This window comes from Lacrimispora sinapis, assembly GCF_043633585.1.
GTDB classification, from domain to species: Bacteria; Bacillota; Clostridia; order Lachnospirales; family Lachnospiraceae; genus Lacrimispora; species Lacrimispora sinapis.
In genome coordinates, this window is the sequence record NZ_CP141832.1 from 1,402,784 (window position 1) to 1,417,366 (window position 14,583).

The 14,583-nt window shown below is 43.6% G+C and carries 17 protein-coding genes; 8 read left to right on the plus strand and 9 right to left on the minus strand.

Features of this window, described 5'->3' with window-relative positions; all coding sequences use genetic code 11:
* Genes VIG27_RS06345 through VIG27_RS06365 form a run of 5 tightly spaced genes read right to left on the minus strand, consistent with a single transcriptional unit; the run spans position 1 to position 4,439 of the window.
* A complete protein-coding gene (locus tag VIG27_RS06345; RefSeq protein ID WP_394526211.1) occupies positions 1-1,119 on the minus strand; it encodes a metal ABC transporter permease in 1,119 nt (372 codons plus the stop codon).
* A complete protein-coding gene (locus VIG27_RS06350) occupies positions 1,103-2,026 on the minus strand; it encodes a metal ABC transporter permease (RefSeq protein ID WP_394526214.1) in 924 nt (307 codons plus the stop codon). Before VIG27_RS06350 ends, VIG27_RS06345 begins: the two co-directional genes overlap by 17 nt.
* 12 nt (positions 2,027-2,038) lie before the next feature.
* Positions 2,039-2,797: a metal ABC transporter ATP-binding protein gene (locus tag VIG27_RS06355; protein WP_394526217.1), complete on the minus strand. Its 759-nt coding sequence runs from the start codon at positions 2,795-2,797 to the stop codon at positions 2,039-2,041.
* Positions 2,798-2,822: 25 nt separating this feature from the next.
* Positions 2,823-3,755 (minus strand): metal ABC transporter solute-binding protein, Zn/Mn family, encoded by a 933-nt coding sequence (locus tag VIG27_RS06360; protein ID WP_394526219.1) that lies wholly within the window; start codon positions 3,753-3,755, stop codon positions 2,823-2,825.
* A 33-nt stretch (positions 3,756-3,788) separates the two neighbouring features.
* Complete coding sequence (locus tag VIG27_RS06365) at positions 3,789-4,439, minus strand: metal-dependent transcriptional regulator (protein ID WP_394526221.1); 651 nt, start codon at positions 4,437-4,439, stop codon at positions 3,789-3,791.
* Positions 4,440-4,737: 298 nt separating this feature from the next.
* Here VIG27_RS06365 and VIG27_RS06370 point away from each other — a divergent pair, with 298 nt between their 5' ends.
* The gene (locus tag VIG27_RS06370) at positions 4,738-5,100 is read left to right on the plus strand and encodes a VOC family protein (RefSeq protein WP_394526223.1); all 363 of its coding nucleotides are present in this window, start codon (positions 4,738-4,740) and stop codon (positions 5,098-5,100) included.
* Between the two features lie 7 nt (positions 5,101-5,107).
* On the opposite strand, the gene VIG27_RS06375 is transcribed toward VIG27_RS06370, so the two are convergent.
* Positions 5,108-6,535: an amino acid permease gene (locus VIG27_RS06375; RefSeq protein WP_394526225.1), complete on the minus strand. Its 1,428-nt coding sequence runs from the start codon at positions 6,533-6,535 to the stop codon at positions 5,108-5,110.
* Positions 6,536-6,742: 207 nt separating this feature from the next.
* Here VIG27_RS06375 and VIG27_RS06380 point away from each other — a divergent pair, with 207 nt between their 5' ends.
* The 6 genes from VIG27_RS06380 (at position 6,743) to VIG27_RS06405 (ending at position 11,672) form a co-directional block, all read left to right on the plus strand.
* Complete coding sequence (locus VIG27_RS06380) at positions 6,743-7,264, plus strand: GNAT family N-acetyltransferase (protein WP_394526228.1); 522 nt, start codon at positions 6,743-6,745, stop codon at positions 7,262-7,264.
* A gap of 56 nt (positions 7,265-7,320) precedes the next feature.
* On the plus strand, positions 7,321-7,740 hold the full coding sequence (locus VIG27_RS06385; protein ID WP_394526230.1) for a DUF488 family protein: 420 nt from the start codon (positions 7,321-7,323) through the stop codon (positions 7,738-7,740).
* 202 nt (positions 7,741-7,942) lie between these two features.
* Positions 7,943-9,580 carry a hydroxylamine reductase gene (gene hcp / locus VIG27_RS06390; RefSeq protein WP_394526232.1) on the plus strand — a complete coding sequence of 546 codons (1,638 nt, stop codon included), beginning with the start codon at positions 7,943-7,945 and terminating at the stop codon, positions 9,578-9,580.
* Positions 9,581-9,713: 133 nt separating this feature from the next.
* A complete protein-coding gene (locus VIG27_RS06395; RefSeq protein WP_394526234.1) occupies positions 9,714-10,250 on the plus strand; it encodes a flavin reductase family protein in 537 nt (178 codons plus the stop codon).
* 218 nt (positions 10,251-10,468) lie between these two features.
* On the plus strand, positions 10,469-11,062 hold the full coding sequence (locus tag VIG27_RS06400; protein ID WP_394526236.1) for an RNA polymerase sigma factor: 594 nt from the start codon (positions 10,469-10,471) through the stop codon (positions 11,060-11,062).
* A complete protein-coding gene (locus VIG27_RS06405) occupies positions 11,055-11,672 on the plus strand; it encodes a DUF4367 domain-containing protein (RefSeq protein WP_394527442.1) in 618 nt (205 codons plus the stop codon). The genes VIG27_RS06400 and VIG27_RS06405 overlap by 8 nt, the downstream gene beginning before the upstream one ends.
* 74 nt (positions 11,673-11,746) lie before the next feature.
* Here the strand turns inward: VIG27_RS06405 and VIG27_RS06410 are convergent, their stop codons facing one another.
* Positions 11,747-11,890: a FeoB-associated Cys-rich membrane protein gene (locus VIG27_RS06410; protein ID WP_394526239.1), complete on the minus strand. Its 144-nt coding sequence runs from the start codon at positions 11,888-11,890 to the stop codon at positions 11,747-11,749.
* A 351-nt stretch (positions 11,891-12,241) separates the two neighbouring features.
* Between VIG27_RS06410 and VIG27_RS06415 the strand changes: the two genes are divergently transcribed.
* Positions 12,242-12,844, plus strand: a complete 603-nt coding sequence (locus VIG27_RS06415) for an FMN-dependent NADH-azoreductase (protein ID WP_394526241.1) — start codon at positions 12,242-12,244, stop codon at positions 12,842-12,844.
* Positions 12,845-12,908: 64 nt separating this feature from the next.
* Here VIG27_RS06415 and citC read toward each other — a convergent pair whose 3' ends face one another.
* Both citC and ribE read right to left on the minus strand, forming a co-directional pair.
* Positions 12,909-13,955 (minus strand): [citrate (pro-3S)-lyase] ligase, encoded by a 1,047-nt coding sequence (citC, locus tag VIG27_RS06420; RefSeq protein ID WP_394526243.1) that lies wholly within the window; start codon positions 13,953-13,955, stop codon positions 12,909-12,911.
* Positions 13,956-14,120: 165 nt separating this feature from the next.
* A complete protein-coding gene (gene ribE / locus VIG27_RS06425; RefSeq protein WP_394526246.1) occupies positions 14,121-14,582 on the minus strand; it encodes a 6,7-dimethyl-8-ribityllumazine synthase in 462 nt (153 codons plus the stop codon).
* Position 14,583: the final 1 nt, after the last annotated feature.

Genomic DNA, 14,583 nt, shown 5'->3' on the forward strand with positions numbered 1-14,583 from the left:
CTATTCGGAAAATATAGCTTTATATTCTAAATCGCTTACCTCTCTCCCTTTTGCAGTCAGTTTGATCGTATCTTTTTCAATCACCACATTTCCATCCTTTAATAAAGCATTGACAATTTTATCGGTAAACGCTTTTTCCCAGTGGAAATGTGCGGAAAGCGTATGAAGACCAGCTTCCTGGGTTTCTTCCTCGCTTCCTTCGTGCTGGTATAAATGAAATAAGAGCGTTTTCCTGCTGAAATCCAGTTTTTGCCTCTGATGCCTTCTGATGGAACTTATAAAGCCTCTTTTAGGAGCTGTGATAAATACAACAAAGAATACCAATCCGGTCATGACTGCCATACTGCCGGAGATGGAAACATCGAACCAGGACGCCAGATAAAAGCCTGCGATACCGTTGAAGGCTCCGATTCCCGCACTGAGGATCAGCATGTGCTTCAGGTCATCGGTCAGCAGATAAGCGGTAGCCGGAGGCCCGATCATAAACGCCACGACCAGTACAGAACCAACCGCTTCAAATGCGCCTACGGTTGTCATGGAAACCAGCATCATCAGCCCATAGTGAATCAGGGAAGGAGAGATTCCAAGAACAGCCGACAGCACAGGGTCAAAGGTGACCACCTTTAATTCTTTAAAAAATACAATAATAAAAATGAGATTAATAATTAACAGTGCCAGGGTACTGTAGATTGCTTTGGCACCAATATCATAGCCAAACAGGACCAGCCGGTTAAACGGCGCAAAGGCAAGCTCCCCTAGAAGAACGGAATCTGTATCCAAATGGACGGAACCTGCGTATTTGGTAATCAGGATAATAGCGATGGAGAATAGCAGCGGAAATACAATTCCAATGGAAGCATCCTCAGAAAGCAGTTTGGTCCGGTTCAGCGTTTCCGTCAGCCAAACCGTTGCAAGGCCTATCAAAGCAGCTCCTGCAATCAGGAGAGGGGAAGATAAGTCATGGGTCACGAAAAAGGCAAGGACAATTCCAAGAAGAATGGTATGAGTAATGGAGTCAGACATCATTGACATCTTCCTCAGAACCAGAAACACCCCCGGCAGCGAGCAGGCAACCGCAACAATAACGGCAATCAGCTGAATTTCAAATTGTGGTGACATCCTCATTCCCTCCTTTGTTTTTTATTAATTGTTTTAAGTTTTTTCGATTAAGTATTTTTTGTATAATTCCTCTTCCCGGTGCAAACAAAATGCTGAATATAACAATGGAGCTGATAAAGACTACAATTGCAGGACCCGTAGGAAGTTTAGCTGTCAGGGAGCTGGCAATGGTCCCAAGGATACCGGATACCGCCCCAAAGACAGCGGACAGCATCACCATGATCCACAGGCGGTCGGTCCATTGTCTGGCAGCAACCGCCGGTGCGATCAGCATGGCACTCATTAAGATTACTCCCACCGTCTGTAAGCCGATAATAATGGCCATAACGATCATAAAGGAAAGTAAAAGATTGATTCTGTTAGCCGGAAATCCAAGGCTTCTGGCATATTCCATATCAAAGATAAAAAGCTTGAATTCCTTCCAGAATAAAAGTACCAGGAAGAGCAGGATCACTCCGCACAGCATCATAAAGATAACATCTCTTTTAAGGAGGGTTGATGCCTGCCCAAAGATAAAGCGTTTTAATCCGGCCTGATTGGAATTGGGTATTTTTTGGACAAAGGTCAGCAGTACCAGACCAAATCCGAAAAATACAGACATGACAAGGGCGAGAGCGCTGTCAAATTTAATACGGGTATGTTTTACAATGCTGATGATGAATAAAGTGGCAATTAAGCCTGAGATCAGTGCTCCAAGCAACAGGACTTCTGTATTCTTGGAGCCGGTCAGAACGAATGCCAGTATGACACCGGGTAAGGCGGCATGGGAGACACCGTCCCCCAGAAGGCTTTGCTTGCGAAGCACAGCAAAGCTTCCTAAAACGCCGCTTAATAATCCAAGAATGGCAGAGCCCAGTGCCACGGTCTGGAACGTGTAGTCTTTAAAAAGGGAAAATACCTGTTCCATAGTGTCACCTCCTTACATGGCCCCCTGCAATAAATTTACGGAGCTGCGGTATGCCTTTTTTAAATTGCTCTCATGAAATACCTCTTCTACAGGGCCGCTTGCGATTACTTTGATGTTAATGAGTGTGACCCAGTCAAAGTATTCCTCAACTGTCTGTAAGTCATGGTGTACCACAACCACCGTTTTACCGGACTCTCTTAACTCTTTTAAGAGCTGAACAATTGCTTTTTCTGTCTGTATGTCTACACCCTTAAAGGGTTCATCCATGAAGTAAATATCTGCCGTCTGCATCAAAGCTCTGGCTAAAAATACCCTCTGCTGCTGACCGCCGGAAAGCTGGCTGATCTGGCGGTCTGCAAACGGCTCCATGCTCACCTTTTTTAAGCATTCCATTGCCATTTCCCTGTCTTTTTTACCGGGCCGCCGGATAAAACCAAGCCTTCCGTAACAGCCCATAAGAACGATGTCCTTTACCGTTGCCGGGAAATCCCAGTCAACGCTTCCGCTTTGGGGAACGTAGGCTACCTGATTTTTTAATTTACGAAGATTGTTTTCTTTCTCCTGGAAGAAATGGACCGTACCGGTTACCGGGACCAAAAGTCCCAGCATGGCTTTTAAGAGAGTGGTTTTCCCAGCCCCATTGGGACCGACCACAGCCATCAGCTTGCCCTGTGGAATATCAAGGTCAATATCCCATAAGACCGGTTTGGAATCATATGCAACGGTTAAATCTTCTATATGGACTGCATAATCCGATGGATTCACTTTCATAGGGGGTCCTCCTTTTCCCAATCTGTCATTTTAATGCTTCTACAATGGTGTCAACGTTGGCTTTTACAGTCAGAAGATAGGTTTCCGCTCCGGAATCCACGCCCCCAAGAGAGTCGGAGTAAAGTTCTCCGCCGATGGTTACATCAAATCCTTTCGATTTTACGGCAGCCTGAAGGGCCTCTATGGTTTTCGGGGGCACCGAGGATTCTACAAAGATGGCTTTAATTTTCCGTTGGGTGATAAAATCAGCCAGGCTGCTCACGTCAGCAGTACCGGCTTCCGCATCGGTACTGATTCCCTGCAATCCTCTCACCTCAAGGCCGTAAGCCTTGCCAAAGTATTGAAATGCATCGTGTGCTGTAATCAGAACCCGCTGTTCTTCCGGGATTTCCTTTACCCGTTCTTTAATATATGTATCCAGTGACTCCAGTTCTGACATATAGGCTTCTAAGTTTTTCTTGTAATATGGGGAATGATCAGGATCTGCTTCGGATAACTGGTCTGCCACAGTTTTAGCGGCAGATTTCCAAAGGGAAACATCAAACCAGATATGAGGGTCGTGAACAGAGCTGTCATCCGCCCAGGATAGCAATTGATCTTTTGGAAGACCGTCTTCAATGCAGATGACCTTGCTTCCCCGGTCAGTCAGTGACTCAAAGATCTCACCCATTTTCCCTTCCAGATGCAGACCGTTATAGACGACCACATCGGCATTCTGCATCAAAGTAACGTCTCCGGCACTTGCCTGATATAAATGGGGATCAATACCCGGTCCCATAAGTCCGTCTACATTCACATGTTCCCCGCCAATGACTTTTGTCAGGTCGGCAAGCATGGTGGTGGTAGCTACGATATTTAACGTATCACTTTCGTTTTTCTGGTCAGCTTTTTGACATGCGGTCAAAAATAAGGATGCGATAAGGCTGATGCTTAACATCATGATTAATTTTTTTATCATGTTAATCCTCCATCATTTCAATCGTTATAAATTTCATTCATTTGTAGATACATAAATCTGGCAGGCAGCTTTATGGCTGATCTGTATTGTTTTGTCTCCAAGTACCAGGGTAAAAGGTCCCTCGTAGTCATCAACGGCAAGGACGGTGATCTGGCTTCCGATTTCAATTCCCTGAGTCTGTAAGTAATCAAGAAGTTCTTTTTCTTCCTGTACCTTTTTTATAATGGCTGTTGTTCCGGCAGCCAGGGTGGAGAGAAGAACTAATTCTCCTTCTTTTATCTGTCCGTTCTGATCGGGAATCGCATTGCCGTGAGGGCAGTATGCAGGATAATTCAAAAAGCGTTCCAGCCGGCCCGTCAGCCGGACAGGAGATACGTGCTCCAATAATTCCGCATCTTCATGTGCTTCACTCCAGGAATAACCCAGGTGCCGTATAAGAAACACTTCCCACAGGCGGTGGCCCCGCAAAAGGGAGATTGCGATCCCGATTCCTTCTTTTGTCAACTTTGCTCCTTTATAAGGCTCCGTAATCAGCAATGATTCCTGACTTAACTTTGTCAGCATTTCAGATACTGAAGCCGGCGCTATTTTTAATTTCTGCGATAGCTCCTTGTTGCTTACCAGGTGTTCGGAGCCTCCCAGCTTATATAGTTCTTTTAAATAATCTTCTTTGTTTGGTGTCATAGGACTGCCTCCTGTTTTAGGTATACCTAAATTAATTATATTATATACCTAAAATCAGAAAAGTGCAAGATGCATCCCGGTAAAGAAACGAGTATCTTTATCATTAGAGAGAATTAGCGGAGGCTAAAAAAGTTTCCTGAGACTAATATATTTTAAAACGGAAAAAGTGTTACAATATAAGATGGGATGTATCAATAAGTTTGAAATTTTTTAAAAATAGGTATGACATTAATTGATCCGTTCTGCTATACTTGTATAATCAATGCAATTAAAAAAGTGTAATAAAAGGAGAAAAAATATGAATTTTTGTTGGGTAACACTGCATGTAGGAAATTTTGAAGAATCCCTTGCTTTCTATCATGAAGTGCTGAAGCTTCCGGTCAGCAGCAGACACAGCGGAGGCGGTGTAGAGATGGCCATGCTTGGAAAAGAAGGACAGCCGAAAGTAGAACTGCTCTGTGACGGGAACGCTCAAAGCGGTCAGAAGCAATCCGGCATTTCTGTAGGTATTTCGGTTAATTCCTTGGAAGAGACGATGGAATATTTGGACAAACTGGGAATTCCGGTTCTTAGAGGGCCGATTTCACCGAATCCGTCTACCAGATTTATTTTTATCCATGATCCTGATGGTTATGAGGTTCAGCTGGTGGAAATGAAATAAAAAAGACTTATTTCTTTTTCCTGTCCGGATCATAGATTTCCTCTGAAAATTCAGTTAAGATACGGCGATGCTCCGAGGTTCCTGCCGGATATTGATTTTGCCGATGCAGTTTGTGTTTGTCTGCTTCATGAACAAATGCATAACAGACCGTGAAAAAAGCCACAAGAGCAATTCCTGCAAAAAATCCCAGGGTCTGACTTTTTAAAAACGGCATGCTGAACATGGCGATGATCAGTCCTGCCATTGCAAACAGAGAACTATACGGAAATCCGCACAGCCGGCAGTTTCCTTCCGGTTTCCCGTTCTTTTTCCGAAAGCGGATATGGGTAACCATGAGTACGATATAGGTGAAAAGCAGTGCAAATCCTCCGGAGCTGATCAAAAACACATAGACCTCAGGGAACAATAGCCCCACGTATAAAAACAGGATCATGGAGAAGCCCGAAAAGAGGATTCCCCTGTAAGGAACATCTGTTTTGTCTCTTAAAAATGCAGGCCCAAGCCCGTCTTCCACAAGAGAGCGGAGCATTCTTCCGATTCCAAACATGGCGGCTAACATGGTCGATATGATTGCGGTAATGAGTATGACCGTCATGGCAGTACCTGCCCAGGTCATTTGATAGCGGTAGAGGGCCGTAACCATAGGGCTGACGTCTTCATTTAAGGACCCGGTGGGAACCAGCAGCAAAAGGACTAAAACACACAGAATATAAAGTGTCACGAGCCAAAACACCGTTAGGTGGATGGCACGGGGCACATTTTTTTGCTTGTTTTCTGTTTCGCTGGCAGCCAGTCCGATGATTTCAAAGCCTGCAAAGGAGAACAAAACGATCAGCATGCTTCCGGCCAGGCTTTTTATTCCGCCGGGGAGAAATGGTTCTGAACGAAGGGTGCTGATCCCCAGTGGGGTAGAGCCGGGCAGGACACCGAAGATGATCAGACACCCTAAAAGGATAAATCCTATAATGGCCAGAATCTTGACTGCGGCCAGAACGCTTTCCAAACGGCTCAGCTGTTTGGCTCCCAAAAGGTTTAATAAGGTGACACCGGCAATGAGAAGGGTGCCAAGAAAAGGGATTGAAACGGCCGGAAACCAGGTTCGGAACAATAAGGATACTGCGGTAGCCTCACTGGACATGGAAATGACCATTCCGGTCCAATAGACCCAGCCCACCACAAAGCCAGTTCCTTTGTTGATATACTCCGATGCAAAGGTTCTAAAGGAAGAAGAATCCGGATGAGATACTGTCATTTCCGAAAGTGCAAAAAGGATGAAGTAGACCATAACAGCACAAATCAGATAAGAAAAAATAATTGCTGGTCCTGCCGCCTGAATGGCAACCGTTGAACCTATAAAAAAGGAACCGCCGATGACGGTTCCAAGAGCCATCATTGTCAAACGGCCTGCAGTAAGTCCTTTTGCTTTGTTTTCCATTGGAATCCCTCGCTTTTTTATTTTTGTATTATTATTTCAGATATCAGAAAAGTTATTCAAACCATAGAAACTCTTTGATAATTATAAGCCAGTGCCTTATAATAGAAAAAATAAATTCTCCCAACTACATCGTTAGATGGCTGATTGAAATAAAGTTTTATTAATAATAAGTACTTTACTTATAAAAAGAAAAATCAGGAGGCAATCATGATAAAAAAGGCAGGCAAAGAAGACATTCAGGCAGTGGCCCATACTTACCGGGAGCTGCTGCTTTATGAGAAGGAACATGGAAGTCATTCCAATTGGGTCCTTGATGTGTATCCTACAAAAGAAAATGCTCAAAAAAGCTATGAAGAGGGGACGTTATATGTGCTGGAAGAGAATGGAGAGATCTGTGCCAGCATGGTTTTAAATCATTTGCAGTCCGAAGAATATGCTAAAATTCCTTGGAGATATCCGGCTGATCCGGCTGAGGTGCTTGTCCTGCATACGCTTTGCATCCCGCCTTCAAAGGCGGGAAAAGGCATGGGAATAAAGATGGTTGGTTATGCCTTAAATCAGGCAAAGGAACTGGGCTGTAAAGTGATGAGGCTGGATACTCACGCTGAGAATGAACCGGCGGCCCGCTTATATAAAAAGCTGGGATTCCAGTATGCGGGTACCGCGGACGTTCTGCATGAGGGACTTATACCGGAAAAACAGATATTCTTTGAGCGGATTATTTTATAGTAATAAGAAGTGAAGGAAAAGCAGATTCAAAGCAAGCGGCAAAGGAGGGATTGCAAATGAAAGAGATCTATGCACTCAGTGCCTATGAAACAAGCGCTGAAAATTTTTTTGAAACATTAAAACAATACCAGGTGGATCTGGTGTTGGATATCAGGCAGAAGAATGACTCCCAGTTGTGTGGATTTACAAAGAAAAGAGACTTGGAGTATCTGGTCAGGACCATTGTCCATGCCGACTATGTCCACGACCGGAAGTTTGCTCCGGACAGCGGTCTGCTGGACCCTTATCTCAAGCAATGGATCACTTGGGAGCAGTATAAAAAGGGGTACGAAGCTTTAATGAAGGAGAGAAACGTCATTTCTTATTTTAAGTCTCAGTATGGCACGTATTCAAGGATCTGTTTGATTGGAACGGAAACAAAGAAGAGAAAATCCCATAGTCAGGTACTTTGTTCCATGCTTCGGGATTGTTTCTGAATAAAAAATATCAAAAAGATTTCACTATGTTGTAATAACAACGGACATATCTCTGTGATGATGTTATCCTGTACAAGGATCGAGGACAGAACAGAAAACGAGCAGATGTTCCTTGATTCAACAAATCTCAACAAAGTTGTTGACGAGTACAAACACCCCTCTTATAAAGGGTGTTATGCATAATAATTTACTACAGGAGGTAATGAATATGAGCATGTTTTGTTATCAGTGTCAGGAGACAGCAAAAAACACAGGATGTACGGTTATGGGAGTCTGCGGTAAGACCGAGGAGGTTGCAAAGCTTCAGGATCTGCTTATTTACGCTGTAAAAGGAATTTCTGAGGTGGTTGTAAAAACAAACACGAAAGCCTCCGATATCCTTGCGATTGACCGTGAGGTGGTAAAAAGCCTTTTTATCACGATCACAAATGCAAACTTTGATGCGGACGCAATTGAAGCACAGATTGTAAAGGTACTTGGATTAAGAGACCAGCTTGCAAAAGACGCAGGTTATCATGGGAACAGCGATGCTGCATTGTTTACCGTAGATTCAAGAGAATCCATGCTTGCCAAGGCTGCAAATGTAGGGGTTCTTGCAACTGAGAATGAAGACATCCGTTCCTTAAGAGAACTGATCATCTATGGTATTAAGGGTATGGCTGCATACGTGGAGCATGCATTTAACATCGGAAAAGAGAACAACGATATCTATGCCTTCATGTATGAAGGCTTGGCAGCAACACTGGATGATACGTTATCAGTAAATGACCTGGTTGCATTGACTCTAAAGACAGGCGAAGTTGGCGTAACCGCTATGGCACTTCTTGACGAAGCCAATACTACCCGTTACGGAAATCCGGAGATCACCACCGTTAATATCGGTGTAAGAAAGAACCCGGCGATTCTTATCTCAGGTCATGACTTAACTGACATGGAGCAGCTTTTAGAGCAGACAGCAGGAACCGGTGTGGATGTTTACACCCACGGCGAAATGCTTCCTGCTCACTATTATCCTGCATTCAAGAAATACGATCATTTTGCAGGAAATTACGGAAATGCATGGTGGAAACAGGTGACAGAATTCGAGTCCTTCCACGGACCGATCCTGTTTACTACAAACTGTATCGTTCCTCCAAAGTCTCCGGAAGTTGCAGCAAGAATTTTCACCACAGGGGCTACCGGTTTCCCAGGATGTACTCATATTGAGGCAGATGAGAACGGAAAGAAAGATTTTTCCGCGATCATTGAGCTTGCAAAGAAGCTCCCAAGCCCGGAGGAAATCGAGACTGGTACCATCGTGGGCGGTTTCGCACACAATCAGGTGTTTGCACTTGCAGACAAAGTGGTAGACGCAGTAAAATCCGGCGCAATCAAGAAGTTCTTTGTCATGGCAGGATGCGATGGAAGAGTGAAATCAAGATCTTACTATACAGAATTTGCAGAGAAACTTCCAAAGGATACGGTGATCCTTACTGCCGGCTGTGCAAAGTACAGATACAACAAGCTGGAGCTTGGTGATATCGGCGGTATTCCGAGAGTTCTTGATGCAGGACAGTGTAATGATTCCTATTCTCTTGCACTCATCGCATTAAAGTTAAAAGAAGTATTCGGACTGGATGATGTCAATGAGCTTCCGATCGCTTACAACATTGCCTGGTATGAGCAGAAGGCAGTAATCGTGCTTCTTGCCCTTCTTCACTTAGGCGTGAAAAACATTCACTTAGGACCTACATTACCAGGATTCTTATCTCCAAATGTTGCCAAGGTTCTTGTTGAAACCTTTGGTATTGCAGGAATCGGCAGCGTGGATGATGATATGAAATTATTCATGAATGCATAATTGCTTTATCCGTATAAGCCCGTCAGGGATGTTGCGTGCGCAACGTCTCTGGCGGGCTTTTTTTGATACTATTACAGGGTAAGTGCTGGCTTGCAGATGCAATCAAACATTTTATCATTGAATGGAGGTAAACATGAAAAAGGTAAACGTATATTATGACAAGCTGTATTACGGCTTTCCAATCGTTTTGGTCAGTTACTATGATACAGATGGAACCCCCAATATAACGACCATATCTTCCACGTATTCGTTAAGGGATATGATGGCCATAGGCTTCAGTACAAAAGGATATGCATTGAACCGAATCAAGGAGGTATCTGATTTTGTAGTAAATATTGTGGACAGCAGTCAGGTGGAAGCGGTAAATTTCTGCGGAAAAAATACAGGAGCAGAATGCAAAAAATTTGACAGCCTTTCTCTGACACCGGTACCGTCAAAGGTTGTCAGTGCCCCCATCATCGAAGAGTGTCCTATTTCCATCGAATGCAGAATGACGGATGTGATTGAAAGTGAAAATCATATGGGAATCACAAACATTCTGGCAAAAATCAAAGGACGCCTTGTGTCAGAAGCCTATTTAAATGGTTCCGGACGGCTCAATGTATCTGCGTTTGATGATCTCCTTTATGTGGGTGATGGCGACAGCAAAGGATATCGGAAAATGAAATAGATTTGCTTGTTATCTCATGGAAGAAAATTTAAAGAGAAAACCTGGTTTAAGAAAAAAGACTTGATTGCAGAGCAGCAGTCAGGTTCTTTTTTTATCATTTTTTAAAATGGTCTTGCAAAAATGGCAGTATAACGATACTATCAGTGTAAGTTCCTTTAAGAAGAAAACGGGGAGCAGGCCAATGAAACGAGCCTTCCCCCATACCTGGAGGTGGTAAAATGACAGGTGTATACGAAACACAAAAGAAAGTAAGTATGTTTTTGGCGGCAGCAAAAAAATTGTATTTGCGTTTACTTGCGGCGCCTGCCGTCAGCGAGGCGGACCGCAGAGCTCAGATGGAGAAAAATGCCCAGGAGATGCTTCAGAAGTATGGAAACAGCATTCTGCGCCTGGCCTATTCCTATCTGCATCATTCAGACGATGCAGAAGCTGTTTTGCAGGAAACTCTTGTCCATTACATAAAAACAGCTCCCCAATTTGAATCAGACAGCCAGGTGGAAGCCTGGTTTATGCGTGTGGCCATCAATAACAGCAAAAAGAGAATTTCCTACGATGAACCTCCAAAAACCGATGAATTAAGTGAAGACCTGGAGGCAGCTGAAGAAGAGGATCTGGTCTTTGTGTGGAAGACGGTCAAGGAATTGCCGGAAAAATACAGAGAAATTCTCCATCTCTTTTATCAGGAGGGATATTCAGCCGCACAGATCGCAGAGCTTTTATCAAAGAAAGAAACCGTTGTCCGATCTCTGCTGCTTAGAGTCAGACTTAATCTGAAAGAGGAGCTAAAGGAGGTGTATGACTTTGATGCATAGATACAATCAGATTATGAAACATATCAAAGTAACGCCGGAGATTCAGGACAGGATCATGGAGCACATTCATCAACTGGACTTAAATGAAACAAAACCAAAGCCGGCCACTCCCTTTCCGTTCGGGAAATGCCTGTTGATTGGGGCCTGCTTTGTCATCTTAGTTTTAGGGGGTTCTTTCGCCTTCAATAAAAGGGATTCCCTGTCTGAGCTTTACCAGCAGGTGGTTTCTCATAGCATTGAGTACCGTTCTGTGAAAGAATTATCGAGAGCGGTGGGGTTTAATGTCCGTCAGGTGCAAAAGCTGCCGTTTGAGGCGGAAAAAATCCGGTTTTCATCCTACAGGAAAAAGACCGCTCAAATTGATTACACCGGCAAAGACCAGGCTGTTTCTTTCCGGATGTCTGCCGGTAAGAAGGATGTAAGCGGAGATCATAACCAATACACCAGTGTAAAGGATATTCCCTCAGAGGATATGAATGTGACCATCAAAGGAGATCAGGATCAGTATGTTCTGGCGGTCTGGCAAGTCAGAGGATATTCCTACTCCATAAAACTGACCAATGGGATTTCCCAGGATCAGATGATGGAAATCGTACAGAGTATTCGCTGATGGAAAAAAATACAGAAGGGGACGGTTTTCCGTCCCCTTCTGCAACAACTTCATATCCAGAAATGCATCTATTATTATCGGGTGTCTTCCGGACATTCGGAACAGCCGCAGCCACAGCCGCAGCCGGACTCTCCGTTTTTCCTTTTTTGGATTCCACGTACAACAATGAAACCCACATAAGCAGCAATCAGTGCTGCGACGACAATCGTTGCAATCATGATAAATACCTCCTTATAATTTTAAAATAATTCCAGCCATGAGGATCTTTTAGTTAGAAAAGACTAACCTTTTTGCATATAAAAAGGCCGGACCGGTCAATATATATACGATTTACCCTTATTATAATACTTATATCCCACATCGTAAAGTAGGCACCATTTGGGTACCAAGGTAACAAAAAGAAACCAGGAATTTCCTTGAGGTACCCTTTTGGAAACCACACCACTTAATTGTGCCTACTTGTTAATTTTTTTGGGAATGTTATAATTAAAATATCCAAACGATGACAGGGAATAGAGATGACACCTGCATTGAATCGTCAAAAAAATAACAATAAGGAGACTATCACTATGAGTAAAGTTCTTTATATTAAAGCAAATGCAAAACCAGAAGGCGTTTCCAGAACCTTTCAAATATCCGATGCATTTATTGAGCGTTATCAAAAGCTTCATCCGGAGGACGAAGTAATTGTTCTGGATCTTTATAAGCTTGGAATCCACTTTCTGGAGGAAGAAGATCTTGCCTATCATATGCCGTCCCCGGGAGAGGGCAGGGAGCATCCGGTTTTAAAATACGCCTATCAGTTTGCAGAGGCAGATAAGTATGTTTTTGCAGAACCACTGTGGAATTTAAGCATGCCGGCAATTTTAAAAGCATACATTGACTATATCTGCGTTTCCTCCATTACCTTCAAGTATACGGCTGAGGGTCCTGTAGGATTATGCAAGGGCAAAAAAGCTGTCAATATCACCACACGAGGCGGTGCATACAGTTCCGGTATCACTGCAGAAATGGAAATGGGAGACCGGTACTTAAAAACCATTCTTGGCTTTATGGGAGTTACAGATTATACAACCATAGCGGCTGAACAGCTTGACGTAACGGGAATTGATGTTGATGGAATCATCGCAGAGACCATTGAAAAAGCAGGAGAGTTTGCAAAAACATTTTAATGCAGAAAGAGGCGGTCATTTCTTAGTGAATGGCCGCCTCTTTCTGTGGTTATAAAATAAGGTCTTAATAATGGATTACCTGGTCAGCTTCCCTGATTTTCTGAATCACAGGTTCGGCTTCTTCGCTTTTAAAATAGCGTAAGGTAGTCGGGGGAAGATAGTTGCTTAATTGAGAAAAATCTCCGTCTTTTATCAGCTTTCTCACGGTTGACGCACTGATGACGCTTCCGTCTGTTTCTTTTCTCGGAATGATGATGCAGTCGATGCCGGATTCCGGAAGCCGTTCTTTCATAATTTGATTATAGATCGCTGTTACCTGACTATTGGGTTCTTCTCCCACATACCGTTTGTTGATTCCAAGTGCTTTGGATATTTTAACGAAAATCTCCAGATCCAAAAGCGCATGGCTTTCGATGACAGCTTTCTCGTCCTTTTGGAAATAACTTGGGAAGGTAGAGGTGCTGACGATGTAAGGGCCGCTGTCATGATAGCAGATATTGGGAAGATGAGCGGTCCCTTCCATAATGAGCCGTTTTCTTACTTCAAACGGAACAAGACTCACGTCCTCACTGACAATGAACAGATGAAGCACGTCATTTTCTTTCGCCGCCTTTTCTACAAGGTAAAGGTGTCCCAAGGTAAAGGGATTGCCGTTCATAACAATGGCGGCCACTGTTTTCCCGGTTTTCTTATTCTCACTCAGACGGTCTATATAGTCGTAAAATCCCCTTCTTTTATTTTCCATAAACACCACTTTATTGTCAATGCTCACAATTTCATAAAAGCCCAGGTCAGAGAAAAATCTGGAGGCAGAAGATTTTGTGTACAGGAAAAGGTGAAAATAGCCTCTGCTGAACTGTACCTCTGTCAAATGGGTCATAATCTGGTTCATCAGACCTTCCCCCTGATGTGCGCTGCTTACCGCAAGACACCGCAGCGTGTTGCCGTAGCAGCTTCCGGTGGCGACCACGTTAAAATCTTCGTCAAACATGGCGCAGGTGTAATCGAGGTTCTTGTCTCTGCGGATTCCTTCTCCTGAAAGTAATTCATCAATCAGTTTGTTGGTTCTTTTATCATCGGGGGAAACCCTTGAAATATTGTAATCACTCATGTTTTTTCTCCTTATTGTTGTAACTTTTAACACATCAAAGAAGCCTTGGCCGCTGTCCTTTTTATTATACAAAATATAAGGAGAAAATACCAAATAAAAAACACTTGTTTTAAAAACAAAACATGATATCTGTTGCTTTGTTTGCTTATTTTGCGGTCAGAAGTGTTAAAATGCGCGCATTAAATTTACCATTTCAATGGCACTGACAGCGCAGTCAAAGCCTTTGTTCCCTGCTTTCGTTCCGGCCCGTTCTATGGCCTGCTCGATATTTTCCGTTGTCAGCACACCGAATAAAACGGGGATATCCTGGGTGAGTGCTATCTGTGCGATCCCCTTTGAGACTTCATTGCAGACGTAATCATAGTGGCTGGTGCTGCCGCGGATGACTGCACCCAGGCAGATGACAGCATCATATTTTTTGCTTTTTGCCATTTTTGATGCAATCAGAGGAATCTCAAAGGCTCCGGGAACCCAGGCTACGTCAATGTTTTCATCGGCGACCTCATGTCTCTTTAATCCGTCCAGCGTGCCGGAAAGGAGCTTTGAAGTGATAAATTCATTAAAACGGGCGGCAACGATCCCGATTCTCATATTATTTGATACTAATTTTCCTTCCAATACATTCATG

Coding starts and splice junctions, on each gene's coding strand:
- VIG27_RS06395 (WP_394526234.1), top strand. CDS start 9,714: ATGAAAAAGGTAAACGTATATTATGACAAGCTGTATTACGGCTTTCCA.
- VIG27_RS06360 (WP_394526219.1), bottom strand. CDS start 3,755: ATGATAAAAAAATTAATCATGATGTTAAGCATCAGCCTTATCGCATCC.
- VIG27_RS06370 (WP_394526223.1), top strand. CDS start 4,738: ATGAATTTTTGTTGGGTAACACTGCATGTAGGAAATTTTGAAGAATCC.
- citC (WP_394526243.1), bottom strand. CDS start 13,955: ATGAGTGATTACAATATTTCAAGGGTTTCCCCCGATGATAAAAGAACC.
- VIG27_RS06350 (WP_394526214.1), bottom strand. CDS start 2,026: ATGGAACAGGTATTTTCCCTTTTTAAAGACTACACGTTCCAGACCGTG.
- VIG27_RS06375 (WP_394526225.1), bottom strand. CDS start 6,535: ATGGAAAACAAAGCAAAAGGACTTACTGCAGGCCGTTTGACAATGATG.
- VIG27_RS06385 (WP_394526230.1), top strand. CDS start 7,321: ATGAAAGAGATCTATGCACTCAGTGCCTATGAAACAAGCGCTGAAAAT.
- VIG27_RS06415 (WP_394526241.1), top strand. CDS start 12,242: ATGAGTAAAGTTCTTTATATTAAAGCAAATGCAAAACCAGAAGGCGTT.
- ribE (WP_394526246.1), bottom strand. CDS start 14,582: ATGAATGTATTGGAAGGAAAATTAGTATCAAATAATATGAGAATCGGG.
- VIG27_RS06355 (WP_394526217.1), bottom strand. CDS start 2,797: ATGAAAGTGAATCCATCGGATTATGCAGTCCATATAGAAGATTTAACC.
- VIG27_RS06345 (WP_394526211.1), bottom strand. CDS start 1,119: ATGTCACCACAATTTGAAATTCAGCTGATTGCCGTTATTGTTGCGGTT.
- VIG27_RS06380 (WP_394526228.1), top strand. CDS start 6,743: ATGATAAAAAAGGCAGGCAAAGAAGACATTCAGGCAGTGGCCCATACT.
- VIG27_RS06410 (WP_394526239.1), bottom strand. CDS start 11,890: ATGATTGCAACGATTGTCGTCGCAGCACTGATTGCTGCTTATGTGGGT.
- VIG27_RS06405 (WP_394527442.1), top strand. CDS start 11,055: ATGCATAGATACAATCAGATTATGAAACATATCAAAGTAACGCCGGAG.
- hcp (WP_394526232.1), top strand. CDS start 7,943: ATGAATATGAGCATGTTTTGTTATCAGTGTCAGGAGACAGCAAAAAAC.
- VIG27_RS06365 (WP_394526221.1), bottom strand. CDS start 4,439: ATGACACCAAACAAAGAAGATTATTTAAAAGAACTATATAAGCTGGGA.
- VIG27_RS06400 (WP_394526236.1), top strand. CDS start 10,469: ATGACAGGTGTATACGAAACACAAAAGAAAGTAAGTATGTTTTTGGCG.